The organism is Microbacterium enclense, assembly GCF_004022425.1.
GTDB classification, from domain to species: domain Bacteria; phylum Actinomycetota; class Actinomycetes; order Actinomycetales; family Microbacteriaceae; genus Microbacterium; species Microbacterium enclense_A.
On sequence record NZ_RBZY01000014.1, the window covers coordinates 21,107 to 44,882 of the forward strand.

General features: G+C 71.1%; 23 protein-coding genes and 1 pseudogene. 7 read left to right on the forward strand and 17 right to left on the reverse strand.

Translation table 11 applies throughout. From position 1 onward, the window contains the following. Positions 1-35 precede the first annotated feature (35 nt). The gene (gene lnt / locus D8Y23_RS05310; RefSeq protein ID WP_128217130.1) at positions 36-1,598 is read left to right on the forward strand and encodes an apolipoprotein N-acyltransferase; all 1,563 of its coding nucleotides are present in this window, start codon (positions 36-38) and stop codon (positions 1,596-1,598) included. Positions 1,599-1,612: 14 nt separating this feature from the next. Here lnt and D8Y23_RS05315 read toward each other — a convergent pair whose 3' ends face one another. Together D8Y23_RS05315 and D8Y23_RS05320 are read right to left on the reverse strand one after the other, a co-directional pair. Beyond that, positions 1,613-1,981 (reverse strand): RNA polymerase-binding protein RbpA, encoded by a 369-nt coding sequence (locus D8Y23_RS05315; protein ID WP_076490554.1) that lies wholly within the window; start codon positions 1,979-1,981, stop codon positions 1,613-1,615. 109 nt (positions 1,982-2,090) lie between these two features. After that, positions 2,091-2,888 (reverse strand): glycerophosphodiester phosphodiesterase family protein, encoded by a 798-nt coding sequence (locus D8Y23_RS05320; protein ID WP_128217131.1) that lies wholly within the window; start codon positions 2,886-2,888, stop codon positions 2,091-2,093. A 153-nt stretch (positions 2,889-3,041) separates the two neighbouring features. On the opposite strand from D8Y23_RS05320, the gene D8Y23_RS05325 reads away from it, so the two are divergent. Continuing rightward, a complete protein-coding gene (locus D8Y23_RS05325) occupies positions 3,042-3,806 on the forward strand; it encodes an SDR family oxidoreductase (RefSeq protein WP_128217132.1) in 765 nt (254 codons plus the stop codon). Between the two features lie 2 nt (positions 3,807-3,808). Then, positions 3,809-5,769: pseudogene (locus D8Y23_RS05330) on the forward strand (S9 family peptidase). 51 nt (positions 5,770-5,820) lie between these two features. On the opposite strand, the gene D8Y23_RS05335 reads toward D8Y23_RS05330, so the two are convergent. From D8Y23_RS05335 to D8Y23_RS05345, 3 genes are all read right to left on the reverse strand, one after another. Beyond that, positions 5,821-6,372, reverse strand: coding sequence for an HdeD family acid-resistance protein (locus tag D8Y23_RS05335; protein WP_128217133.1), 552 nt, complete (start codon positions 6,370-6,372; stop codon positions 5,821-5,823). A gap of 78 nt (positions 6,373-6,450) precedes the next feature. Beyond that, positions 6,451-7,368, reverse strand: a complete 918-nt coding sequence (locus D8Y23_RS05340; RefSeq protein WP_128217134.1) for an AEC family transporter — start codon at positions 7,366-7,368, stop codon at positions 6,451-6,453. 140 nt (positions 7,369-7,508) lie between these two features. Then, positions 7,509-8,069: a TetR/AcrR family transcriptional regulator gene (locus tag D8Y23_RS05345; RefSeq protein WP_164878148.1), complete on the reverse strand. Its 561-nt coding sequence runs from the start codon at positions 8,067-8,069 to the stop codon at positions 7,509-7,511. 65 nt (positions 8,070-8,134) lie between these two features. On the opposite strand from D8Y23_RS05345, the gene D8Y23_RS05350 reads away from it, so the two are divergent. Together D8Y23_RS05350 and D8Y23_RS05355 are read left to right on the forward strand one after the other, a co-directional pair. After that, on the forward strand, positions 8,135-8,560 hold the full coding sequence (locus tag D8Y23_RS05350) for a nitroreductase/quinone reductase family protein (RefSeq protein ID WP_128217136.1): 426 nt from the start codon (positions 8,135-8,137) through the stop codon (positions 8,558-8,560). Between the two features lie 122 nt (positions 8,561-8,682). Then, positions 8,683-8,994, forward strand: coding sequence for a hypothetical protein (locus tag D8Y23_RS05355; protein WP_128217137.1), 312 nt, complete (start codon positions 8,683-8,685; stop codon positions 8,992-8,994). Between the two features lie 36 nt (positions 8,995-9,030). Here D8Y23_RS05355 and D8Y23_RS05360 read toward each other — a convergent pair whose 3' ends face one another. Then, complete coding sequence (locus D8Y23_RS05360; RefSeq protein ID WP_128217138.1) at positions 9,031-9,402, reverse strand: hypothetical protein; 372 nt, start codon at positions 9,400-9,402, stop codon at positions 9,031-9,033. Positions 9,403-9,528: 126 nt separating this feature from the next. Here D8Y23_RS05360 and D8Y23_RS05365 point away from each other — a divergent pair, with 126 nt between their 5' ends. Together D8Y23_RS05365 and D8Y23_RS05370 are read left to right on the forward strand one after the other, a co-directional pair. Then, complete coding sequence (locus D8Y23_RS05365; RefSeq protein ID WP_164878149.1) at positions 9,529-11,061, forward strand: sensor histidine kinase; 1,533 nt, start codon at positions 9,529-9,531, stop codon at positions 11,059-11,061. 1 nt (position 11,062) lies between these two features. Beyond that, positions 11,063-11,719: a response regulator transcription factor gene (locus tag D8Y23_RS05370; protein ID WP_128217140.1), complete on the forward strand. Its 657-nt coding sequence runs from the start codon at positions 11,063-11,065 to the stop codon at positions 11,717-11,719. On the opposite strand, the gene D8Y23_RS05375 is transcribed toward D8Y23_RS05370, so the two are convergent. The 11 genes from D8Y23_RS05375 to D8Y23_RS05425 all read right to left on the reverse strand — a co-directional run bounded on the left by D8Y23_RS05375 (position 11,704) and on the right by D8Y23_RS05425 (position 23,691). Continuing rightward, the gene (locus D8Y23_RS05375; RefSeq protein ID WP_128217141.1) at positions 11,704-12,729 is read right to left on the reverse strand and encodes a hypothetical protein; all 1,026 of its coding nucleotides are present in this window, start codon (positions 12,727-12,729) and stop codon (positions 11,704-11,706) included. The genes D8Y23_RS05370 and D8Y23_RS05375 overlap by 16 nt on opposite strands. Then, entirely contained in the window at positions 12,726-13,814 is a 1,089-nt protein-coding gene (locus D8Y23_RS05380; RefSeq protein ID WP_128217142.1) for a phosphotransferase family protein, read from the reverse strand. Before D8Y23_RS05380 ends, D8Y23_RS05375 begins: the two co-directional genes overlap by 4 nt. Beyond that, a complete protein-coding gene (locus D8Y23_RS05385) occupies positions 13,811-15,655 on the reverse strand; it encodes an ABC transporter ATP-binding protein (RefSeq protein WP_240663795.1) in 1,845 nt (614 codons plus the stop codon). Before D8Y23_RS05385 ends, D8Y23_RS05380 begins: the two co-directional genes overlap by 4 nt. After that, positions 15,652-16,788, reverse strand: coding sequence for a glycosyltransferase family 4 protein (locus tag D8Y23_RS05390; protein ID WP_128217143.1), 1,137 nt, complete (start codon positions 16,786-16,788; stop codon positions 15,652-15,654). The genes D8Y23_RS05385 and D8Y23_RS05390 overlap by 4 nt, the downstream gene beginning before the upstream one ends. Further along, complete coding sequence (locus D8Y23_RS05395; protein ID WP_128217144.1) at positions 16,788-18,026, reverse strand: glycosyltransferase; 1,239 nt, start codon at positions 18,024-18,026, stop codon at positions 16,788-16,790. Before D8Y23_RS05395 ends, D8Y23_RS05390 begins: the two co-directional genes overlap by 1 nt. Further along, positions 18,016-19,191, reverse strand: coding sequence for a glycosyltransferase family protein (locus D8Y23_RS05400; protein ID WP_128217145.1), 1,176 nt, complete (start codon positions 19,189-19,191; stop codon positions 18,016-18,018). Before D8Y23_RS05400 ends, D8Y23_RS05395 begins: the two co-directional genes overlap by 11 nt. Before the next feature lie 156 nt (positions 19,192-19,347). After that, positions 19,348-19,749: an arsenate reductase ArsC gene (locus D8Y23_RS05405; RefSeq protein WP_128217146.1), complete on the reverse strand. Its 402-nt coding sequence runs from the start codon at positions 19,747-19,749 to the stop codon at positions 19,348-19,350. Between the two features lie 18 nt (positions 19,750-19,767). Then, a complete protein-coding gene (locus D8Y23_RS05410; protein WP_128217147.1) occupies positions 19,768-20,430 on the reverse strand; it encodes a metalloregulator ArsR/SmtB family transcription factor in 663 nt (220 codons plus the stop codon). A 64-nt stretch (positions 20,431-20,494) separates the two neighbouring features. Continuing rightward, a complete protein-coding gene (locus D8Y23_RS05415; RefSeq protein ID WP_205796866.1) occupies positions 20,495-21,262 on the reverse strand; it encodes an SGNH/GDSL hydrolase family protein in 768 nt (255 codons plus the stop codon). 33 nt (positions 21,263-21,295) lie between these two features. Further along, positions 21,296-22,636, reverse strand: coding sequence for an MFS transporter (locus tag D8Y23_RS05420; RefSeq protein ID WP_128217148.1), 1,341 nt, complete (start codon positions 22,634-22,636; stop codon positions 21,296-21,298). After that, positions 22,633-23,691: an LLM class flavin-dependent oxidoreductase gene (locus D8Y23_RS05425; protein ID WP_128217149.1), complete on the reverse strand. Its 1,059-nt coding sequence runs from the start codon at positions 23,689-23,691 to the stop codon at positions 22,633-22,635. The genes D8Y23_RS05420 and D8Y23_RS05425 overlap by 4 nt, the downstream gene beginning before the upstream one ends. Positions 23,692-23,776 lie beyond the last annotated feature (85 nt).

The window sequence follows — 23,776 nt, forward strand, 5'->3', positions numbered from 1 at the left end:
GCGTTCCCCAAGGTTCGGCCGCTTACGCTGGTCGGGTGCCCCTCGCCGATCCGCCGCGACCGATCGTCTCCCTGGCGATCGCCGCGCCGTTGTCGACGGCCGCGGGTCTGCTCCTGGTGCTCGCCTACCCCGCGCCGGCGGTGTGGCCTCTGGCATTCCCCGCGGTGGCGATGGCGCTCGTGGCTCTCGCCGGTCGGCGCGTGTGGTCGGCGGTACTCGTCGGCTTCCTCTTCGGGGCCGCCTTCTTCTCGGTGAACCTGCTGTTCACCGCGCGCTACCTGGGTCCGATCCCGTGGATAGCGCTCTCCGCTCTGGAAGCGCTGCTGACGGCCGCCTTCGCCGTGCCGATCGCGCTGGCCTATCGATGGATGCCACGCATCGCGCCCGGGCGGATCGGTCGGCTCCTCGTCCTTCCCGCGCTGGTCGCGGGGCTCTGGACGCTGCGCGAGCAGATCGTCGGCTCCTGGCCGTACGGCGGGTTCCCGTGGGGGCGCATCGGCGTCTCCCAGGTCAACGGGCCGTTCGCCGAGGTGGCGTCGTGGGTGGGCATGTCCGGGCTGTCGTTCCTCGTCGTCCTGTTCTGCGCGATGGTGATCGAGATCGCTCGGCGTAGGCGCCTGCGTCGGCCGCTCGCGGCGGTTCCGGCGCTGCTGGTGCTCGTGGCACTCCTCGTGCTGCCGCAATTCCCCACCACTGACGCGGGGTTGATGCGCGTCGGCGCTGTGCAGGGCAACGGGCCGGCGGGGTACTTCGACGAGCGCGCGCGCAACGCCGTGTTGAACGCCCAGTTGGCGGCATCCGCCCCGCTCTTCGGAGAGGACATGGACGTGCTGTTGTGGCCGGAGGGGGGCGTCGATTCCGACCCGACCAGCAACCGCAGCACCGCCGCCGTGCTGGAGGAGCTGGCGCGCCGCGTCGATGCGCCGCTGCTGGTCTCGGCCGTGACGGAACGCGGGCCGAGGTTGTACAACTCCGCTCTGTTGTGGACCGCCGACGGCGGGCCGCTGCAGACCTACGACAAGCGCAACCCGGTGCCTTTCGGCGAATACGTGCCGGACCGCGCCTTCTGGGAGCCGTTCGCGCCCGACCTCATCGGGCTCATCGGCCGCGAGTACACGCCGGGGACGGCGAGTCCGGTGTTCGACGTGAACGGGGTCGCGGTCGGACTCGCGATCTGCTTCGACGTCATCTACGACGACGTCGTCTGGGACGGTGCCGCGCAGGGCGCCGAGGTGTTCATGTTCCAGACGAACAACGCCGATTTCCGCGGGACGGACGAGAACCTGCAGCAGCTGGCCTTTGCGCGCATGCGCGCCATCGAGACGGGCCGGTCGGTGGTGAATCTCTCCACGGTGGGGACCAGCCAGGTGATCGCTCACGACGGGGCGACGCTCGACCAACTCCCCGTCGACGTCGCCGGACACATGCTCACCGACGTCCCGCTGCGCACCGGGCTGACCCCCGCCGTCGTGATCGGGCCGGCGTTGAAAATCATCCTGGGGTGGGGGAGTCTCGCCGGCCTCGTGGCCGCGGGTGGCATCCTCCTGGTGCGCGTGCTCACGACAAAGACGCCGGTCCCCGAGGGAACCGGCGCCTGAATCCGTGATCCGGGTTACGCGCTGATCTTCTGGTCTCCGCCGCGGCGAGCCCGCAGGAACGCGAGGCGCTCCTCGAGGAGCTCCTCGAGCTCGGGGATCGTCCGACGCTCCAGAAGCATGTCCCAGTGCGTGCGGGGCGCCTTGTCGTCACTGTGGTCGACGGTGGCGGTGCCGTCGCCGATGCGCAGCAGCGCCTCGGCTCCGCACGTGCGGCACTCCCATGCCGGGGGAACCTCGGCGTCGGCGGCGAAGGTCAGCACCGTCTCGCGCCCGCAGGTGCTGCAGGCGTAGGTGTGCTGGGCCCGGTCGTGGAACACGACCCCGTCTTCGCTCTGAAGGCTCTGTGCGCCGAGTCGGATGCCTCGAAGACTGCGATCTGCCATTGTGTGGTCCTCTCGTCGGTCCCCATGTATAACGGCCGCACCTGTGCGCTTTATTCGAACGGAGGACCTCGTGGCGAGATTCACAGTGGATGCTCAGGACATCGAGCGTTCAACGTCCGTTCACGACGCAGAGGGCGACGTCGGCGTGGTCGGTGACGAGTCCGTCCACACCGAGATCGAGCAGTCGATCCATGTCGGCGGGGTCGTTCACCGTCCAGACGTGGACCTCGACTCCGGCCGCGTGGGCCCCACGGATCAGACCACGCGTCACCACCGGGAGGGGTCCCTGTCGCTCGGGGACCTGGAGCGCGTCGAGGTCGGCGAGGAGGCGGCGGACCGTGCCCTGGAGCCCGAGCGCCTGTGCGGCGACGAGACGCGCGACCGTCGCCGACCCGGGCGAGGTGGCGGGGCGCAGGGCAGCGCCCGCCGCGCGGGCGGCGTTCAGCGCCGTCCGGCGACGGTCGTCGGAGAAGCTCGTGACAAGGACGCGTGCGGCGTGCGGGGCGATGAGCCGCCCGACCGGTTCCGCTGCGGCTTCCGATTTCACGTCGAGATTGAACCGGAGGTCGGGGAAGGCCTCGAGGGCCTGGGGGAGCGTGATCAGGCCCCCGCGCTCGGCCATGAGCTCCTCGAGTTCGGGAAGGCGGACGTCCGCGACCGCGCGGGGGTCGCCGGTGACGCGTGAGAGGTCGTCGTCGTGGAAGAGGATGACGACGCCGTCGGCGGTGAGATGGCAATCGGACTCGACGTACGAGATGCCGGCCGCGTGCGCCGCGGCGACGGCGGCGAAGGAGTTCTCGACGACGCCGAGAGCGGCGTCCTCCCGGGTCACGAGGCCGCGATGGGCGAGCACACGGGGCGACGCGGGGGAGAGGTACGGGTGGCGGGCGGGGAGCGACGAGTGCATCAGGGGGCCTCCGCGGCCGAACGTAGCACGGGCGCGAGACGCGCAGGCGACGGCGCGGACCGGGGCTGCCGCGCCGCGGCTCGGTAGGGTGGGAAGGTCGCCCCGGACATCGTCTGGCGGGTGGCATCCGATCTCGAATCGTCAGGAGTTCCCGTGTCTCAGACCCTCCCGTCCGGCTCCCTGAGCGGCAAGACCGCGCTCGTCACCGGATCGTCGCGCGGCATCGGTGCCGACACGGTCCGCTACTTCGCCGAGGCCGGCGCGAACGTGGTCATCAACTTCCGCAACAAGGCTCCGCGCGCCGAGAAGCTCGCCGCGCAGCTGCGGGAGCTCGGGGTGGAGGCGCTCGTGGTGGGCGCCGACCTCACCGACCCGGCATCCGTTCAGGCTATGTTCGACGAGGTCGAGCGCACCTTCGGCGGCCTCGATGTGCTGGTGCTCAACGCCTCTGGCGGGATGGAATCGGGCATGGCCGAGGACTACGCGCTGAAGCTGAACCGCGACGCGCAGGTCAACGTCCTGGAGTCGGCGCTACCGATCCTTCGCGAGGGCTCGCGCGTCGTGTTCGTCACGAGCCACCAGGCGCACTTCATCCGCACGACCCCGACGATGCCCGAGTACGAGCCCGTCGCCCTCTCCAAGCGCGCCGGCGAGGACGCGCTGCGGGAGCGCATCCCCGCTCTCGAGGAGCGCGGCATCGGCTTCACGGTGGTCTCGGGCGACATGATCGAGGGCACCATCACCGCGACGCTGCTCGAGCGCGCCAACCCCGGCGCGATCGCGGCGCGCCGCGAGGACGCCGGCAAGCTCTACAACGTCGCCGAGTTCGCTGCGGAGGTCGCCCGCGCGGCCCTCGACCCGGTCCCCGCCGATAACACGCGTCTCGTCGGCGACACGGACTCGTTCGGGGGCGAGTGATCGTGCGCGCCCACGACATCGAGACCCTCGTGTCGGTCGGGCGCCCCGCGCTCGCGTCCGACGCCGCCTTCGCCGTCTACGCCACGTCGCGCCCCGACATCGCCGCCGACCGCGCGGTGGGTCAGCTGTGGCGCGTCGATCTGCCCGACGGCACTCCGCGCCGCATCACGCGCGGCGTCGCCGACCGTGCGCCTCGGCTCTCTCCTGACGACGCCACGATCGCGTTCCTGCGCGCCGACGCCCGCGGCCGTGCGCAGATCTTCGTCGTTCCGTCCGTCGGGGGTGAACCCGTTCAGGTCACCGACCAGGCCGGGGGAGTGACCGACCTGTCCTGGTCGCCCGACGGGTCGCTACTGCCCGGATCGTCGAGCCCGGTCGCTACGGCACGGTGGAGGGACGGGATGCCGCCGCCGAACCGCCCCGCCGGATCACCGGCATCCGCTGGCACGCGAACGGCCACGGCTACCTCGACCGCCCGGCGCATCTGTTCGTCGTGGACGCGCCGGCGCCGGACGCCGAGCCGTTCTACGAGCCCGCGCCCGACGTCGTGACCCCGGAGAAGCGGGTCGTTCCGAGCGCGCCGCGTCGGCTCACGGAGGGCGCGACGAGCTGGTCGGGGGTGGTCTGGAGCGCTGACGGCCGCGAGCTGCTGAGCGTCCCCGACGTCGTCGAGGATCGCGCACGCGACCTGCGCTCGCGCGTCGTCGCGGTCTCCGTCGACGGCACGGGGGAGCGCGAGGTGCTCGGCGTCTCGGCGAACCTGTCCATCGACGAGGTCGCGGTGGCCCCGGACGGAGCCGTGTTCCTGCGCGGCAACGACGTCGGCCCCTCCGGCATCGACTTCGTCGCGCCCGGAACGGCCCTGTGGCTCCTCGGGGCCGACGGGCCGCGGGTGCTCACCGACCCCGAGACCATCGACCTCGGCGAGGTCGGCTCGCACCTGTCGTTCGCGGGCGACGACGTGCTCGTGCAGGACCGCACGCGCGGTCGGATGCGACTGCTCCGCGTCGCGCGCGGGGGAGAGGTCGGCGAGGTGCTCGGCGGCGACATCGAGGTCACCGGACACGCGGCCGCGGGCGATCGGATCGTCGCGGCGGTCGCCCTGCCGGCGTCGTACGGGGAGCTGTTCCTCGTCGAGAACGACACCCGGCGCGCGCTGACCGACCACGGGCACGCGGCCCGCGAGCGCGGCGTCGCCGTGCCCGAGGAGCGAGAGATCGCCGGGCGCGACGGGTACCCCGTGCACGGTTGGGTCGCCGTCCCCGAGGGCGAGGGGCCGTTCCCGGTCATCCTGCAGATCCACGGCGGACCGTACGCCTCGTACGGAATCCACCTGTTCGACGAGACGCAGGTTCTCGTCGACGCGGGCTATGCCGTCGTCTACAGCAACCCGCGGGGGAGCGCCGGATACGGCCGGGCCCACGGCCGCTCGATCCGCCAGGCGATGGGGACGCTCGACTACTTCGACGTCCTGGACTTCTTCGACGGCGTGGTGGGATCCGACTCCCGCCTCGATGCCGAGCGCGTCGGGGTGATGGGCGGCTCCTACGGCGGGTACATGACCGCGTGGATCATCGCGCACGACCACCGGTTCGCCGGGGCGATCGTGGAACGTGGCTTCCTCGATCCCGTCGCGTTCCCCGGGTCGAGTGACATCGGGTCGTTCTTCGGGCAGGAGTACGTGGGCACTGATCCGGCGCGGATCGCCGCGCAGAGCCCGATGGCGGTCGTCGACCGGGTGCTCACGCCCACGCTCGTGCTGCACTCCGAACTCGACTTCCGGTGCCCGCTCGAGCAGGCGACGCGCTACTACGCCGCGCTGAAGCAGAACGGCGTGGACGCGGAGATGCTCGTCTTCCCCGGCGAGGACCATGAGCTCACCCGCGGCGGCCGCCCGCGTCACCGCGTGCAGCGGTTCGACGCGGTGCTCGAGTGGTGGAGAACACACCTGCCCGTTGCGTGAACGGGACAAGGGGCGCGGATGCCTGGCATCCGCGCCCCTTCTCGTTCGGCGTCAGGCGGTCTTGCCGAACCGGATGGCGCGGACGATCTGGAACACGCCGAGGACGACGAGCGAGGCCCCGATCAGGATGAACAGGGTCACGGCGCCGAGCAGCGGCGAGAACAGCAGCACGACGCCTGCGAGGATGCTGATGATCGCGAAGAAGATCGTCCAGCCGCGCGACGTCTCGTGACTCAGGGTCGTGAGCGAGACGACGCCCTCGATGATCCACAGGATGCCGACGAGCGTGCCGATGAAGACACCGAACCACACGGCGGTCGCGGCGAGGTTCGCGAACGAGAAGATTCCCGCGACGATGAAGAGCAGACCGAGCAGGATGTAGCCGATGCGGGCCCAGCCCGAACGGAAGAAGATGCCGATTCCGATGTTGACCAGGCCGGCGATGATCACGTAGACCGCGATGATGCCGACGGCGACCTGGGCGGTGCGTCCCGGCCACAGCAGGATCAACAGACCCACGATCAGCGAGATCGCGCCGCTGACGGCCAGGGCCGTGCGCACGGCCGTGAGTGCCGGCGTGCCGGAGGAGGTGGAAGTGGACATGGCGAGCCTTTCCTGGGTGAATGCTGAGAGCTTCGTTTTCACGATAGACCCTGCGCCCGGTGTCGTGGGGGAGCGGACTCAGCCCAGGAGCAGGGCGATTGCGAACAGCACCGGAAGACACCCGACGGTGGAGATGAACACCACGTCGCGCGACAGGATCTCGCCGACGCCGTAGCGTTGCGCGAAGTTGAAGACGTTCTGCGCGGTCGGCAGGGCGGCCAGCGTCACCACGATGAAGATCTGGTCCGCGGGCAGAGCGAACGCCACGGCGACGCCCCACGCGATCGCCGGCATCACGACGAGCTTCAGCACGGACGCCAGGACGACATCGATGCGCCGTCCCGGTTGCGTGAGCACCCGCTGGCCGTACAGCGACATCCCGTACGACATCAACAGGATCGGCACGCACGCCGCCGCGAAGAACGCCACCGGGTCGATCACGATCGGGGGCAGGGGGATGCCGAGCACCGCCACCAGCACACCGAGCGCCGACCCGATGAGCATGGGGTTCTTGGCCGTCTGCGTGAGGATGCGGCGAGGGGAGCGGGAGCCCGAGGTCACGGCATCCAGGATCCCCAGGGCGATCGGCATGAGGACGAGGAGCTGGAACAGGATGACCGGAGCCGAATATGCCGCGTCGCCCAGCATGTAGAGCGAGATCGGGATGCCGATGTTGTTGCTGTTCACCTGTCCCGCCGACAGCGACCCGATGACCGTCTCGGCCGTACGGCGGCGCAGAACGAACTTCGACACCAACGCGTACCCGAGGATGATGATCGCCGCGGTGATCATCGACACTGGCAGCAGCGCTGAGAACAGCGTCTTGACGTCGGCGCGGGCCAGCACCACGAACAGCAGGAACGGCGACAGCACGAAGAAGGTCAGGCGGCTGAGCACCGGGCGCGCGTGCGGGCCGAGCAGATCGATGCGGGCGATGACATAGCCGACGACGACCGCGAGGGCGATGACGGCGAAGCCCGTCAGGATGCCGCTCACTGCGCGGCTCCCGGGCAGACCCGCGCGCCGCGGGGGCGACGTCGCGATTCCATTGAAGCGAGCCTAGCCCGGTCACGGGACGCGGCGTGAGGTTGCGGGTGCGTGGTCCGACGCCGGCAGCGTGAAGCCCGCGCGGCGTCCTACGTCGGTGGCCGCTCCGGTGTGCCCAAGATGCGAGCCACTGCCACCCGCGCCGCACATGCACGTTCGGCGGTGGTGGTGGCGGCGTGCTGGACGAGGCCATCGGGGGAGAGGTGCCAGGACTGTGCGATCGCATAGACCATGATCAGGACGTCCGCTGGGCGCAACGACGTGGGGGTGAGGTCCGGGCGGACGGTGGCGACTTTCGCCGCGTAGACCCGGAGCGGCTCGGCTGTACTCTCGGGTCGCTCGAGCTGAGCCCACATGCTGATCCGCAGGGCACGGGGGTCGCGGTCGTGGTACTCGACGAGCTCGGCCGCCCATTCGGGCAGATCGTCGCCGCGCGGGGGGACCGCCTCCGCCATAGCGGCCACCATGTGTGCGAAGCACGTGTCGAAGAGAGTGCTCTTGCTCCCGAAGTGGGCATAGATCATGCGCACGTTGGAAGCGGCAGCTGTCGCGATGCGGTCGACGCGCGCGCCGGCGAAACCGACACGGGCGAATTCGTCACAGGCCGCGGTCAGCAGGCGCGCTTTTGTCGTGGTTGCGTCAGGACCCACATTCGACCTCCTCGCTCGTGCACCTGTCCTAGAGTATAAGTAAATATTTACTTCCAAAGGATGCTATGGAACCGAGAATCGCGAAAGCCTTGGCGATCACGCCCGCATCGTCGGCGTGGGAGCGCACCGTCGATATCACAACGACCGGCGCGCGATCGGGTCGGAAGCGTCGCATCGAGATCTGGTTCTATCGAGCCGACGGGGACATCTATCTGACGACGACGCCGGCGCGGCGCGACTGGTACGCGAATATCGTCGCCAACCCTCGCTTCACCTTTCATCTGAAGCACGGTGTCCGCGCGGACCTCGCCGCCGTCGGACAAGCCGTCACGGATGAATGGACGCGACGGCGCGTGTTTCGCAGCGTCATCGACGACCTCAATCAGCCGAGCAATCCTGCCGGACTGCCTCAACCGGTCGCGACGCTGGACGCATGGATGGCCGGAAGTCCGCTCGTTCACGTCACGTTCCCAGAGGAGACGGTCGCGTAACGGTTCCGGCGCATGCGCCTGCCGGGTCTCCGATTGCATAACCGATAATGCACATTATGTCAGTTTCACGGGAGCGGGGCCTTCCCGCGACGCGGGTGCTCGGCCACCGCTACGGTGAGCAGATGAGTTCCCCCCGACTCCCCCGTGACCGCCGCCGTAAGGCCTCGATCGTGCTGTCCTCCGTTGCGCTGACGATGCTGACACTCATCCTGCTGTGGACCTTCGGGTTGAACGCGACGGTGTCGGGGGCGTCGAGCATGGCGGTGATCCTGCCGGCCGTCGTCTTCTGGGGCTCGTCGGTGGTCTTCGGAATCGTCGGCTTCATCGCGCTCTGTCTCGGAGCGACCACCTCGCGGCCAACGCTCCCCTGCCTGCTGGCTGTCGGGGTGCTTGTCGAGATCGTCGTGGGGCTCCTGCTCATCTCAGGCCTCTGAGGCGTCACGGGCCCGAGCCGTGTCGTGAAGCTCGCCTCAGTCGTCATCCCCGTCGTCGTCATCGTCATCGTCGTCATCGTCGTCGTCATCGTAGGGAGCGACGGGCTGCGGCGCCGGCGGGGCGACCGGCTGCGGGGCGGCAGGTGCTGCCGTCGGCGCCGGCGCAGGATCGACGGGGGCGGTCTGCTCCACGGGGGATCCGGCTCCCTCGCCAATGTCCGGGCCGGTCGGCGTCGGGGTGGGCGACGGCGTGCCCAGCGACGGGTCACTCGTCAGCACGCCTCCCGACAACTCCCGATCGGTGACGGTGCGCGGCTCGAAGGCCGAGGCAACGGCGGCCGTCGCACCGACGGCTCCCACCGCGGCGACGACGATCAGCGCGCTGGCGACCCACGTGCGACGTGTCATGACGATCTCTCCTTCATCCGGCGATGACTCCATCGTGCCGACGAGCGATAAGCGCGTCGGAAGGCGTGCATGAGAGGGCTCTTAGACAGCCCGGACTCGCCGTCGCCTCCCGGCATACTGAGAACCATGCCGCCCTCCCCCGTGTCCGACGCGCGGGGTGGATGGACGGTGCGCACCCGCATCGTGATCGTCATCACGGTCGTCGCCGCGGTCGCCATGCTCTCGGTCGGCGCCGCCGTCTACATCGTCGAGCGTTCACGCATCCTCGCCGCGGTCGACGTCCGTCTGGAAGCCGCACTGGAATCGGCGCGTGCGCTCGTCGCCGCGGGCAGCGGCGACCTGCCCTGGGCTTCCTCCACGGCCGCCCTGGAGGCCACCGTCATCCGGGTAAGCCCGGACGACAACACCGGTGCCCTCGGGGTGATCGACGGTGCCGCCGCGTTCATCCCCGGCGTGCCCCTCGACGTCGACCTCCAGTCCGCCCCCGGGTTCGTGCCGCACGTGAGCGCAGCCGTCGCGGACTCCCCCGTCATCGGCACGTATGCCGAGGAGGGCGTCGCGTGGCGGTATCTCGCCGCCCCCATCACCGTCCAGGGCTCCCCCGACCCCACGCGGGTGCTCTTCGTCACCGCGTACGACCTCGAGGGCGAGCTCGCCGAGATCGACGACCCCGCGCGCGTGTACCTGATCGCGGCCGCCGTCGCCCTCGCGCTGATCGCGGCGAGCGCCGGCATCGTCGCCGCGCGGCTGCTGCGTCCGTTGCGTCAGATGCGGGAGACGGCCGCGCGTGTGTCCGCGCGTTCCCTGGCGGAGCGCCTCCCCGTCCACGGCACCGACGACGTCTCGGCGCTCGCGGCGACGATGAACGACATGCTCGACCGGCTCAACGACGCCCTCGGCTCCCAGCGCCGCCTGCTGAGCGACGTCGGGCACGAGCTGAAGACCCCGGTCACGATCGTGAGTGGGCACCTCGACGTGATGGATGCCGACGACCCGGACGACGTGCGTGCCACGCGTGCGCTCGCGCTCGACGAACTCGGTCGGATGGGCCAGCTCGTGCAGGACCTCGCGCAGGAAGCGGCGTTGCGTGGTCCGAGTCCGCTCCGTCCGGAGGAGACGGATGCCGGCGAACTCGTCCGGCAGGTGGCCGTGAAGGCGCGCGGCATCGACGGAGCCCTCGTTCGCCTCGGCCCGGTCGCCGACGTCCGCGCGGTGATCGATCCCGCCCGCATCACCCAAGCTCTGCTGCAGCTGACGCAGAACGGCGTCACCCACGGCGGGGGCGATCTGATCATCGGCAGCCGACGACGCTCCGGCATGCTCGAGTTTGTCGTCCGCGACCACGGACGCGGCGTCGCCCCCGACCAGCGCGAACGCGTCTTCGCCCGGTTCCACCGCGGTGACGGCACCGACGCGCGCGGCACCGGAGGCAGCGGCCTGGGGCTGAGCATCGTGTCGGCGATCGCGCAGGGGCACGGCGGTTCCGCGCGGGTGCAGGACCCGACCGCGGGTCCCGGGGCGGAATTCGTCCTCGCCGTCCCCCTGTCCGACGACGCGCTCGCGCCGGACGTCGTACGCGCCCGCGGGGCGACGATCATCGTCCCGCCCCGACCCGCTCCCCCGGCCACCGCCCCCGCGGCCCGCACTGACAAGGACTGATGTGGCATCCATTCTGATCGCTGACGACGAGACGCGGATCTCCGCCTTCATCGACAAGGGACTCCGCGCTGCCGGCTTCGCGACGCGGGTGACCGGGAGCGGGAGCGAGGCGCTCGACCTCGCGCTCTCGGGCGAGTTCGATTTGGTCGTGCTCGACGTCAACCTGCCCGGGATGACCGGCTTCCAGGTGCTCGAGCACCTGCGTGGCTCCGGCTCCGACGTGCCCGTCATCATGTTGACGGCGCGCATCGAGCTCGAAGACACCGTGGCGGGCTTGGAGGGCGGGGCCGACGATTATCTCGGCAAGCCCTTCCGCTTCGACGAACTCGTCGCCCGCATTCGTCTGCGGATCCGGCGCGAGCCGACGGCGGCTGCGCCCCAACTCCGGCACGGCGATATCGAGCTCGACGTGCGGCAACGCACCGCCTCGGTCGCCGGTCGCGACGTCGTGCTGTCGGCGCGGGAGTTCGCTCTCGCCGAAGAACTGATCCGTCATGCCGGACAGGTGCTCAGCCGCGAACAGCTGCTGAGCCGCGTCTGGGGCTTCGACTTCGATCCGGGATCCAACGTCGCCGACGTCTACATCGGTTACCTGCGCCAGAAGCTCGGCTCCGACCGGATCGAGACCGTCCGCGGGGTGGGCTACCGGCTCGTCTGAGCGGCCTCCCGCGCCAACCAGCGTGTCGCCAGCGAGCGCCACGCCGGTCGGAAGAGGTACAGGGCGCCGAGGCGCAGGCGAGTGGATGCCTCGTACGCGGCCATCCGCGCCGGGTCGACGCCCGCGCGGGCCGCGACCTCATCGACGGTGTGGCGCGCGTGTGAGGCGCGGGGTGTCGACAGCCTCCCCTGCGCGTGGCGCCAGGACACGTGTGCGCGCAGATTGGCCAGGTCGAGAGCTGGTTCCGCCCGCGAGGCGGTGTCGAGGTCGATGAGGCCGCCCTCTCGGCCGTCCCACAGCACCTGCTTGTCGTGCAGATCGCGGTGGGCGGTCACCGAGGCCTGTCCCGGCGCATCATCCAGCCGGGTCGCGGCATGATCGAACGCCGTCGCGATCCGCGCGTCGACTCCTGCGCGCAGCGCGAGATCACGCCACCGCACCAGGACCGCGATCTCCTCCGCATGAGTGTGGCGCGCGGCATCGGCCGCCGGTGCGGCGGCGAGCACCTCGGTCCACCCCCGCGCCCAGGCGGACCATGCGCGCGCGACGGTGGCATCGCCCACGGCTGCGTCGGCGCCGAGGTCGTGCAGCGTTCGTCCCGGCACGCGGGAGAGGTGGACGCAGCCTTCGGGATCGCGCACCGTGACATCCGGCGTGCGGAAGGCGGCGCGGAACACCTCGGCGCGGGCGTGCGAGTCGACGACGGATGCCACGGTGTCGCCGCGCACGACCTTGAGGTAGCCCGAACCGTCGTGCGCGTGCACGACCACCCGCCGCCCGCGTCGCCATGACACGACAGTGCCCTCCGACACCGCTCGGGCCAAGCCGGGGAGATGGCGGTCATGGTCGGCGGGGGCGATTTCCGCGTGACCGTCGCGCCAGCGACCGGCCCGAATCCGTCCGTCGCGACGGCTGACGACCTCGAGGTCGCACCCGGTCGAGGACGGCCAGGCGCGGTGGACCGTCCAGGCGCCCGTGGCGTCGTCGATGTGGGCGGGGGGAAGGATCACGAGAGCGCCTCCTCCGCCTGGCGCAGTCGGGACTCGACCAGAGTCGGCCAGTCCTGCTCGCCGTGCCGGAACGGCTCGATGACCCGCTCGAGAGCGCACAGCGGCATCCACGACCGCCACTCCCCCTCGCTCACGGTGCCGCCGTTCGTGCGGTAGGCGCCGAAGAGTGCCTCGGTCAGCGGTGAACCTCCGGTGCGCAAGAGCTCCTCGACCGCAAAGCTGGCGAGATCCCGGGCCGGGTCGCCGGTGCCCATGCGATCGAGATCGATGAGGCGGACCTCGTCGCGCCCGTCGACGAGCACTTGGTCGGCGCTGAAGTCGCCGTGCACGAGGGCAGGACGGCCCGCGATCGGCCGGCGGAGGGAGAGCGCGTGAGCGCGGTCGGCGAGTGCGGGCAGCACGGTGCGCACCGCCCGCACGGCAGCGGCAGCGCGCCCGTCCGCAGTGTCCTCGACCGGGGCGCCCGAGGAGTGGGCGTGGACCCGGGCGAGGGCCGCGCCGGCGGCTGCGGCGTGGGGCGCGGAGGGGTGAGACTCGAGGTCGCCGCTCCCCCACGCGGCCGCCGCCCACGTGTGGTCGCCGCAGAGCCGCCGGGCCTCGACGGTCGGTATGCCGGCGCTCCGCAGACGGTGGGCGTGCCGCAGCGCCGCGTCGGCACGGCCCGGGGCCGTCTTGACGTACTCGCCTCGGGTGCGGAGCACGAGGCGACGCCCCGGGTTGTGGCGCACGACCGATGCGTCGCGCAGCGCGGGTTCGGCGCGCTCGGCCCGCGTGAGCGCCGCGACCAGGACGCGATCGCTGCGCGCGGGCCCCACGGCGGAGTGGGCGATGCCGGGGAGGGCCGAGACCGCGCGGCTCCGGCGTCGAGCGGACTCCGCTTTGTCGCCGTCCTGCCAGACCCCCGCCCAGAACGACCCGTGCGTCGTGTCGAACGAGGCGAGCAGGCTGGTTCCCGGCTTGTAACGCACGTGGCGAATCCGGGCGGGAGCGCCGACGAGGGCGCCGAGGGCTGTCGGATCCAGCAAGAGAGCGAGCCCTCTGAGCTCCCGGTCGCGGCCGGCCAGCTCGTGCACGGCAGCATTCACGCGCCCACCCCCGCGGGCAGAGCGACCGTGCTGTCGTCGGCCGCGCGCTGCACCCACGCGTGCAGGCGCGAGTCGGTGGCGGCGAGCAGTTCGTGGGGCGCGCCGTCCTCGACGATGCGTCCGTTCTCGAGCCACACGACGCGGTCGGCGGAGAGGGCCTGCGTCACGTCGTGGGTGATCGAGACAGTCGTGCGGCCGCGCGTCAGCTCGCTGAGCGACGCGCCCACCTGCGCGCGCGACTGCGGGTCCAGTCCCGTCGTGGCTTCGTCGAGAACAACGACGGGGCTGTCGCGGAGCATCGCGCGGGCGATGGCGAGGCGCTGGCGTTGCCCACCCGAGAGCGTGTCGCCGCGCGCACCGAGAACGGTGTCATACCCCTCGGGCAGCGCCGAGATGAAGTCGTGAGCGTCGGCGCGACGCGCGGCCTCCTCGACCTCGGCATCCGTGGCATCCAGTCGACCGAAGCGAATGTTCTCACGCACGGTCGTGGCGAAGAGCACCGACTCCTGCAGGAGCAGCGATACCGAAGCACGCACGCTCGTGAGGGCCGCGCGGGAGATGTCGATCCCGTCCAGCCGCACCCGTCCGGAGCGCGGGTCCGCCGACCGCACGAGGAGCCCCGCGAGAGTGGACTTCCCCGCTCCGGAGGGCCCCAGAAGGCACACGTTCTGACCGGCGGGGATGTGGAGCGTCAGGTTCTCGAACACCGCGCGGCCGCGGCCGTCTTCGACCGAGACGCCCTCGAACGAGACGTCGCCGCGCAGCCGCGGGAGGTGCGCGGCGGACGGGTCGTCGGCGATCTCGACGGGTTCGTCCAGCAGATCCGCGACGCGCTCGCCGGAGGCGGTGGCGCGGGCGATGCGGCCGGTGTACTTCGCGAGGTCCTTCAGCGGACGCATGGCCAGCTTCAGGTACGCCACGAACACGACGAGATCGCCGGGAGTCATCGTGCCCGAGAGCACCTGCCATCCCCCGCCCAGGAGCACCGTCGCGGTGGCGAGGCCGACGAGGAGGTCGGTGCGGCGTTCCAGTCCCGCGGCGAGGCGCCGTGCCCGGACTCCCTGGGTCAATGCGCGGTCGTTCCCGGCCGCGAAGGCTCCACCCAGGCGGTCTTCGAGGCCGTAGGCCTGAACGACGCGAATCGCGCCGAGCGCCTCGGACGCGGTGTCGGCGAGAGCCCCTTCGCCCTGGCGGGTGGTCCGGGATGCCGCGGTGATGCGCGTGGAACTGGTCCGCGACATCAGGGCATACAGGAGCGCGGCGACCACCACGACGGCCGTGAGGAGCAGGTCCATGAACGACATGACCACGACGAGGACGACGAGCGTGAGGATGTTCCCCACCAGCGGGAGTCCCGCGGTCACCGCGACCTCCTGCAGACGCCCGATGTCGCCCACGAGCCGCTGCACCACGTCGCCCGACGACGCGGTCGAGTGGTACCGGGCCGAGAGCGACTGCACGTGGGCGAACACCCGGGATCGCAGCTCGGTGGCGACGCGTGATCCCACCAGGGCGAACGCGACGGTGCTCGCATACGCCGAGACCGCGCGCAGAGCGATCAGGCCCAGCAGCAGAGTGGCGCAGGCGACCAGAAGACCGAACGACGCCTGCGGGATGCCGGCCGCGGCCCCCGCGGTGGCGCCCAGGCTCACCGAGACGGAGTCGACGACGAACTTCAGCGGCCACGGCTCGAGCACACGGAAGACGACGTCGGCGAGCAGAGCCACCATGCCGAGGACGATGAGCGAGGCCTTGCCGCGCAGGTGCGGCCGCACGATCGCAAGGCTGCGCCGCAGAGCGCGCGGCGAGGGGCGCTCGGCCCGCGTCCGTCCGCGCCTCACGAGGTCACCCGCTCGTGAATGCCGGCGAGGATGCGATCGAGTACGCCGTCCCAACCGAGTTTGGCCAAGGCGTAGCGGCGCGCGTCATCGGCCATGCGGCCGCACAGCCCGGCGTCGTCGATCAGGAGCTGCAGGGCGTCCGCCAGGGCGGGCACGTCACCGGGCTGCACGAGGAGACCCGTGCGCCCGTGCCGGACGAGCTCCGGCACCTGGCCCACGTCGCTCGCGACCACGGGAACGCCCGCGGCGAGGTACTCGCACACCTTCAGCGGAGAGAAGTAGTCGTCGGCCGCGCGATACGGCGCGACACCGACGTCGAGAAGCGTCAGCACGGTCGGCATGTGCGCGGGGGCCACGGCACCGGTGAACCCCGCGTCGATGCCGAGCGCGTCGGCTCGCTCGTGCAGCGCCGCGCGCTCGGGGCCGTCGCCGACGACGAGCAGGCGCGCGCGCCGCCCCCGACGCGCGAGGTCGGCCATGGCATCCACGAGCACGTCGACGCCGTGCCACGGCTTGAGGGTGCCCACGAAACCGACGACGGGTGTCGCGTCGGCCCGGCGGCGCGCAAGGGCAGGCCGGATGCGGTCGGTGTTCACTCCGTTGCGGGCCACGAGCGGGTCACGCGCACCGTGCTCCCTCGCCCAGGCTGCGACGGGTCGGGAGACGCACGCGACGACATCGGCGGTGCTCAACGCGCGGTGCGCGGTCGCGACCGCCCGCTGCTCATCGATCAGCTCGCGGTGGAGTCGCTGTTCGTCGATCAGCGGGGCGTTCACCTCGAGCACGGCGGGCACGCCGCGGGCGGCGGCGACCTGCGCCGCCGCATCCGAGAAGAGCGAGAACCGCTCGTAGACCAGGTCACACCCGTCGTCGATGGCCGCGGCGGCGAGCGCCGCGGCTGCCGCGCGGATGCTGCGCTCGCGGTCGGCCGTGTTTGTTCCCCGAACGCGATGCTCGACCACACGGAGGTCGGCCAAGTCGGCGGGCACGTCATCTCCCCGCCGGGTGGCGTAGACCGTCACCTCGGCGCCCCGGGCACGGAAGGACCGCACGATCTCCTGCACGTGCACGCTCGCGCCCTTCGTGCCGAACACGGGCACACCGGGGTCGGCCACGATGTACGCGACGCGCATCACGCCACCTCCCGATACTGGGCGGCCGCGGCCGCCGCCGTCAGTTCCGCCAGCTGCTGCGCCTGACGTCGGCAGTCGAAGCGCTGCTCGATGAGCGCTCTCGCCTGTCGTGTGGTCTCGCGCACCGGGTAGTCGGCGCGGGTCACGCGGCGGAGCCCGTCGACGAGCGAGTCCACGTCGCCCGGCTCGCAGAGGATGCCGGTTCGACCGTCGACGATGATCTCCGGGATTCCCGTGACCGCGGTCGACACGCACGGGATGCCGGTGGCCATGGCCTCCAGCAGGACGGTGGGCAGCCCGTCGGCGTTGCCGTCGGACCCGACGAGGCACGGGGCGACGAAGACGTCGGCCTCGCGCAGATGTGTCGCCACGTCGCCCTGAGGGAGCGGACCGAGGAAGCGGATCGCGGCGCTCGCCGCTGAGGCCTCCGCGCGTGACCGGAGCGGCGCGGAGAGTTCGCCGTCGCCGACGATGTCGAGCGTGACGTCGATCCCGTCGCCGCACAGGCGCTCCACGGCGTCGATGAGCAGGGCGAAGCCCTTCTTCTCCACGAGTCGGCCGACCGCGAGCAGACGCAGGGTCCCGCCGCGCGCCGGGCGCGGCACGAACGGGAACCGGTCGAGATCGAGGCCGTTGTACACGCGCGCGACGGCGGCGGTCGCGCGGTAGGTCCGCTGGAGGTGGTGCAGGTTGAAGTCGCTCACGGTCACGGCGAACGCGGCATCCGACAGCTTCTGCTCCAGATCCACGGGGTCGACCGAGGAATGGAAGATGTCTTTCGCGTGCGCCGTGAAGGAGTACGGGATACCGGCGAGCAGCGCCGCCAGCCGGGCCACGGTCGTCGCGGTGGAGGCGAAGTGGGCGTGCAGGTGCGTGATCCCGCGCCGGTGCACCTGCCGGGCCACCTCGATCGCCTGCAGGGCGTCGTCGGCGTCGGCCGAGAGAAGCTCGGGGAGATGGCGGGCGACCGCCGCCGAGAGCTCGGGCTCGCGGGCCGCACCGCGCAGGCCCTCCCAGGCCGACGAGAGGCGACGAGGCACGGGAACGGCCCGCACGGGAGCCTGGACGCGGGCCAGTTCGGCGTGGAAGCGGGTGTCGTCGTTGGGGCGGAGCGCGAAGATCTCGAGGCGCTCGCCGCGGGCCTCGCGGGCGAGGATCTCGGTCACGACGAACGTCTCGGAAAAGCGCGGGTACATCTTGAGGACGTATCCGATGAGGGGGGTGGATTCAGACGGCATGAGCGACGACCTCCTGCGTCGATCGGGTGAGAAGCTGTGCGGCGAGCGGCGCGACGGCCGCGAGTCCGTCGAGATCGACTCCGCTGCGGTCGGTGCGGGTGCGGCGGGCTCTGTCGAAGAAGTCCGAGACGACCGCGCCGTCGAGGACCGACGCCTCGACGCTTTCGATCGCGCCGATGCGCTGCAGGGCCCGGGCGCGGATGCGCTGTTCGTCACGCCGGCCGCAGCGTGGCACCACGAGCGTCGGCGTCGAGGTGCTCATGACCTCGCACACGGTGTTGTAGCCGCCCATCGTCACGACGGCGGCGGCCTGGCGGAGAAGACCGAGCATGTCGGGGACGCTCTCGACGACCTCGGTCGCCGGCCCCGCGGCGCCGCGGACACGAGCGCGATCCGACGGCGACATCTGCGGCCCCGTCACGATCAGGTGCGTGTGCCCGTCGGGGACGGAGGCCGCAGCCGCGGCAAGGGCGATGTCGACGCCGTCGGAGCCGCCGCCCACCGTGGTCAGCACGAACGGGCCGCTCACTGACGGAGCGGCATCCGAGGGGCGGCCGTGGGACAGATAGCCGGTGTGGCGGATGAGCGGCGCGAGTCCGGGCGGCGTCTCGCCGCTCTCGCGCAGGTCGTGCACCGTGGGGTCGCCGTACACCCACACCGCGTCGAAGTACTCGCGGATGGCGCGGGCGCCGCCGAGCGCCCGGAACTCGGCCCGCGCCACGGACGGCTCGTCGAGCACGTCGCGCAGGCCCAGGGCCGTGACGCACGACGGCCGGGTCGCCCGCAGTTCGCGCAGAGCGGTCAGCAGCTCTCCGTGGACGCCGAAGGGATGGCGGTCGACCACGAACAGGTCGGGCCCGAAGGCACGCAAGACGCCGGCGACGGCCCCGGCGCGCATGCCGGTGACCCGGTCGATCCCCGCGGACAGGTGGCGAGAGCGGTAGCCGCCCTCCCCGACCGTGACGCTGGGGAGAACGACCCAGTCCCATCCCGGCGGGGCCGCGAAGGAGGTCGCCGACGCCTGCCCGGTGATGAGCACACCGGTGACCTCCTCGCCGGTCAGCGCGGGAAGGCTGCGCGTGAGAGCGTGCGCGAGAGCGAGATTGCGCCGCACGTGTCCGAGTCCGACGGAGTCGTGCGACGAGAGGGCGATGCGTATGACCACGGCACTCTCCAGTCGATGTGACGCGGGATGCCCCGCGAGTGCGGGGAACTCCCGCACACCTCATGCTGGAGATCGGGTGTAAAGCTCGACTAAGCCGATGACGAGACGGTTCTTAGATTTGCGACGGCGTCCCGTCGTCGCCCTGCGCCCGACGGATCACATCGGGGCGAGCTCGCCGATCAGCGCCTCCACACGTCCGCGGATGTCGTCGCGGATACGACGCACGGACTCGGTGCCCTGGCCGGCCGGGTCGTCGAGCTGCCAATCCTCGTAGCGCTTGCCGGGGAAGATCGGGCAGGCGTCGCCACAGCCCATCGTGATGACCACGTCGGATTCGCGAACGGCATCCACCGTCAGGATCTTCGGGGTGTTGCCGGCGATGTCGACGCCCTCCTCGGCCATGACCTCGATCGCCACGGGGTTGATCTGATCCTTGGGTTCCGACCCGGCCGACAGCACGTCGATGCGGTCGCCTGCGAGGTGCTGCAGGTAGCCGGCGGCCATCTGGGAGCGGCCGGCGTTGTGGACGCAGACGAACAGGACGGTGGGACGGGACATGGATTCCTCTTTCGGGCTTCAAGCGGCGCGCACGTGCGGGAGCAGGGCGTCGATGCGGTGGGAGATCTCGTCGAAAGCGGCCTCGAAGGCCCGGGGTGTTCCGAGACGGACGGGGTCGGGGATCGACCAGTGCAGATCCGTGGATGCCAGCGACTCGCGCGCCCGATCGCACACGGTGATGCGCAGGTCGTCGGTGCGTGCCACCTCGTCGAGCGTCTTCGGTACGGCGGCGGACAGGTCGAGCCCGTGGGCCGCAGCGACCGCGATAGCCCCCGGGGCGACACCGTCGGCGGGAAGCGTGCCGGCGGACGCGGCCGCGACCGACGTGCGGGAACGCCACAGGTGCTCGGCGAGTTGCGACCGGGCGGAGTTCGCGGTGCACACGAACACGACGCGGTGGGCGGAGACCTCGGCATCCCGCGCTTCCGCGGGAAGTGCCTCGGGGATGAGCCGAACGTACCCGCGGCGTCCGTCGCCTTCCGAGCGTCGACGCTCGATGAGCCCCGCGGTCTCGAGCACCTTGAGGTGATGGGACAGGAGATTGGATGCCACGCCCATACGCTCCCCCAGGTCCTGCGGCGACAGATCGCCGAGGGTGAGGAGAGCGACGACACGCAGGCGCGCCGGATCGGCCAGCGCGGCGTAGCGCGCGACACGGAGTTCGAGCGAGAGGGACGACATCAGCTCAATGATCGTTGAGGTAGTCGAGTCTCGTCAAGCGTACTTCCGGGGATTCGACCGCAGGTCACCCTACGTGAGGCGCCAGCTCGGTCCAGCCGCCGCCGAACTTCGCGGCCCGTCCGTCACCCGACGACGTGCCGGTCAGACGTCGCCGCACCCAGGGTGCGACGTGCTCGCGGTAGTACGCGGTGCCCTTCAGGCGCTGGATCTCGGGGATCTCCGGCAGGTGCCACCACTCCCCTGGCGCGGACTGACCCACGGACTCCAGGACGCGCGCGGCGACACGGTGATGACCTCGCGCGTTCATGTGCAGGCGGTCGACGGACCAGAACTCCGGCCCCGCGAGCTCGCGGTCGAACCAGTTGTACGCGGTGATGACGTCGGGGCGGTGCTGCAGTCGTTCCTCGACGGCGTGCGACAGCTTGTCGCCCCGGCCCTGGACGACCTGCCCGAGCGGCAGCCCCGCCGACGGGTTCGCCCCCGAGAGCACGATGAGCTGCACACCCTCTTCGTCGCAGCGGCGCACGACGTGGTCGAACACCGCCACGATCCGCTCGATGCCGGTGCGCGGACGCAGCATGTCGTTGCCGCCGCCGTTGAATGAGAGGTGGGTCGGCTTGAGGGCCAGCGCCGGCTCCAGCTGCTCGTCGACGATGGGCTGCACGAGCTTGCCGCGAATCGCGAGGTTGGCGTACTGGATAGGCTCGCCGATGGCATCCGCCCATCCCTGAGCAGCGAGATCGGCCCAGCCCCGGACGGTCCCGTCGGGCAGTTCGTCGCCGACGCCCTCGGTGAATGAGTCGCCGATCGCGACGTAGAGCACGGATGCCATCCCGCCAGCCTACGCGCGGCAGGTTTTCTCGCGTCAGCTCTCGGCCAGCGCGCGACCGCGCTCCTCGCGGAGGAACAGCGCTGCGACGACCGCGACGGCGAAGAACGCCGCGAACACGATGAACAGCAACGGAGCCCCGCCCCAACCGAGAAGCGGCGGAACGCTGAGCGGCGCCACGATCGAGGCGATACGTCCGACGCCGGCGGCCCAGCCCGAGCCCGTGGCCCGCAGCGTCGTGGGGTACGTCTCGGGCGTCGCCGCGTACAGCGCGCCCCAGGCGCCGAGATTGAAGAACGACAGGGCCATTCCCGCCGCGATCACGGCGACCTCACCGGATGCCGTGCCGAAGAACACCGCGGCCACGGCGGACCCTGCGAGGAAGGTGGCGAGCGTCGCGCGGCGACCCCACGCCTCGATGAGCCACGCCGCCACGGCGTAGCCGGGCAGCTGGGCGAGCGTGATGATGAGCGTGAAGCCGAAGGAGCGCACGAGGTCGTACCCCTGCGACACGAGGATCGTCGGGATCCAGATGAACGCTCCGTAGTACGAGAAGTTCACGCAGAACCACAGCAGCCACAGCGCCGCGGTGCGCTGACGCAGCGGCCTCGCCCACAGCGCGCGCACGCGCGCCCGCGGCGCCCGGTGATCCCCGCCGAGCTCGGTCGGTGCGGGAGTGAAGGACACGCGTCCCGCCGCGGCCTCGAAGTCGCGGACGATCGCGGAGGCCTCGGCATCCCTCCCCCGGCTCGCCAACCACCGCGGCGACTCGGGGAGCCCCCAGCGCACGATGAGGGCGTAGACGGCGGGGATCGCGCCCAGCGCGAAGGCCCAGCGCCATCCGTCGGCGGAGGCCGGAACGACGAGGTAGCCGATGACGGCGGCGGCGGTCCAGCCCACCGCCCAGAACGCCTCGAGGAACACGATGACGCGTCCGCGCATGCGCGCCGGAGCGAACTCGCTCACGTACGTCGATGCGACCGGCAGTTCGGCTCCGAGTCCGAGACCGACGACGAACCGCAGGACGAGCAGGGCCGCCAGCCCGCCGACGAGCGCGCTCGCCCCCGTCGCCAGGCCGTACACCAGGAGCGTGAGGGCGAAGACATGGCGGCGGCCGAACCGGTCGGCGAGCAGTCCGCCGAGGCTCGCGCCGATCGCCATGCCCGCGAACCCGGCCGACGCGATCCACGAGGCCTCCGCGGGGGCGAGCTGCCACTGCGCGGCCAGGGCCGCGATGACGAAGGAGATGAGCCCGACGTCCATGGCATCCAGGGCCCACCCGAGACCCGAGCCGCCGAGCACCCGCGCGTGGCGGCGTGTGAACGGGAGGGCGTCGAGGCGGTCGGCGATGCGCGCGACGTCGGTCGAGGTGGTCACCGGATGCCGGCGGTCTCGGTCTCGGCGAGCATCTCGTGCACGAGCGGGAGCACGCGCGTGCCGTAGAGCTCGATGCTCGACAGGAGCCGGTCGTGCGAGATCGAGCCGCTGGCGAACTTCAGCTGGAAGCGCGAGTTGCCCAGAGCCCGGACGGTCGCCGCGATCTTCCGGGCGACGGTCTCGGGCGAACCGATGTACATCGACCCCTCCGGGCCGACGTCGTGCTGGAAACGCAGGCGGTTGTACTCGGGCCATCCGCGCTCGCGACCGATCGTGTTGTTCAACTCGGCGACGCCCTCGTAGGCCTCTTCCCACGCCTGCTGGTCCGTCTCGGCGATGTGTCCGGGCGAGTGCACCGAGATGGGCATCTGCGGCTTCCCCAGCTCGTCGAGCGACCGGCGGTACAGGTCGGCGAAGGGACGGAAGCGGGCCGAGGAGCCGCCGATGATCGCCAGCACCAGGCCGTAGCCGTAGCGCGCCGCGCGCACGACCGACTCGGGAGAGCCGCCGACCCCGACCCACGCCCTCAGGCCGTTCTCGGTCTTGGGGTAGACGTCGGCGTCCTGGAGACCCGCGCGGGTACGGCCCGCCCAGGTCACGGGCTTCTCGTCCAGGAGCAGCGAGAACAGCTCCAGCTTCTCCTCGAACAGCTGTTCGTAGTCACGGAGGTCGTAACCGAAGAGCGGGAACGACTCGATGAACGAGCCGCGCCCGAGGATCACCTCGGCGCGGCCGTTCGAGACGGCGTCCAGGGTCGCGAACCGCTCGTACACGCGCACCGGGTCATCAGACGACAGCACGGTGACGGCGGTGCCGAGGTGGATGTTCGTCGTGCGCGCGGCGGCGGCCGCGAGCACGATCTCCGGGCTCGTGACCGCGAAGTCTTTGCGATGGTGCTCCCCGACGCCGAAGAACGACAGGCCGACCTGGTCGGCGAGTACGGCCTGGTCGACGACGTTGCGGATGGTCTGCGCGTCGGACTGCAGGCTCCCGTCGGGGCCGCGGGAAATGTCTCCGAAGGTGTCGAGACCGAGCTCGAGCGGGCGATCGTTCATGGCGTCTCCTTGCCGAATCAGAAGCATTCGGATGAATGAACTTTATGCCCCCCGGCGGTATTCCCGGGAATCGGGGCGCCCCCTG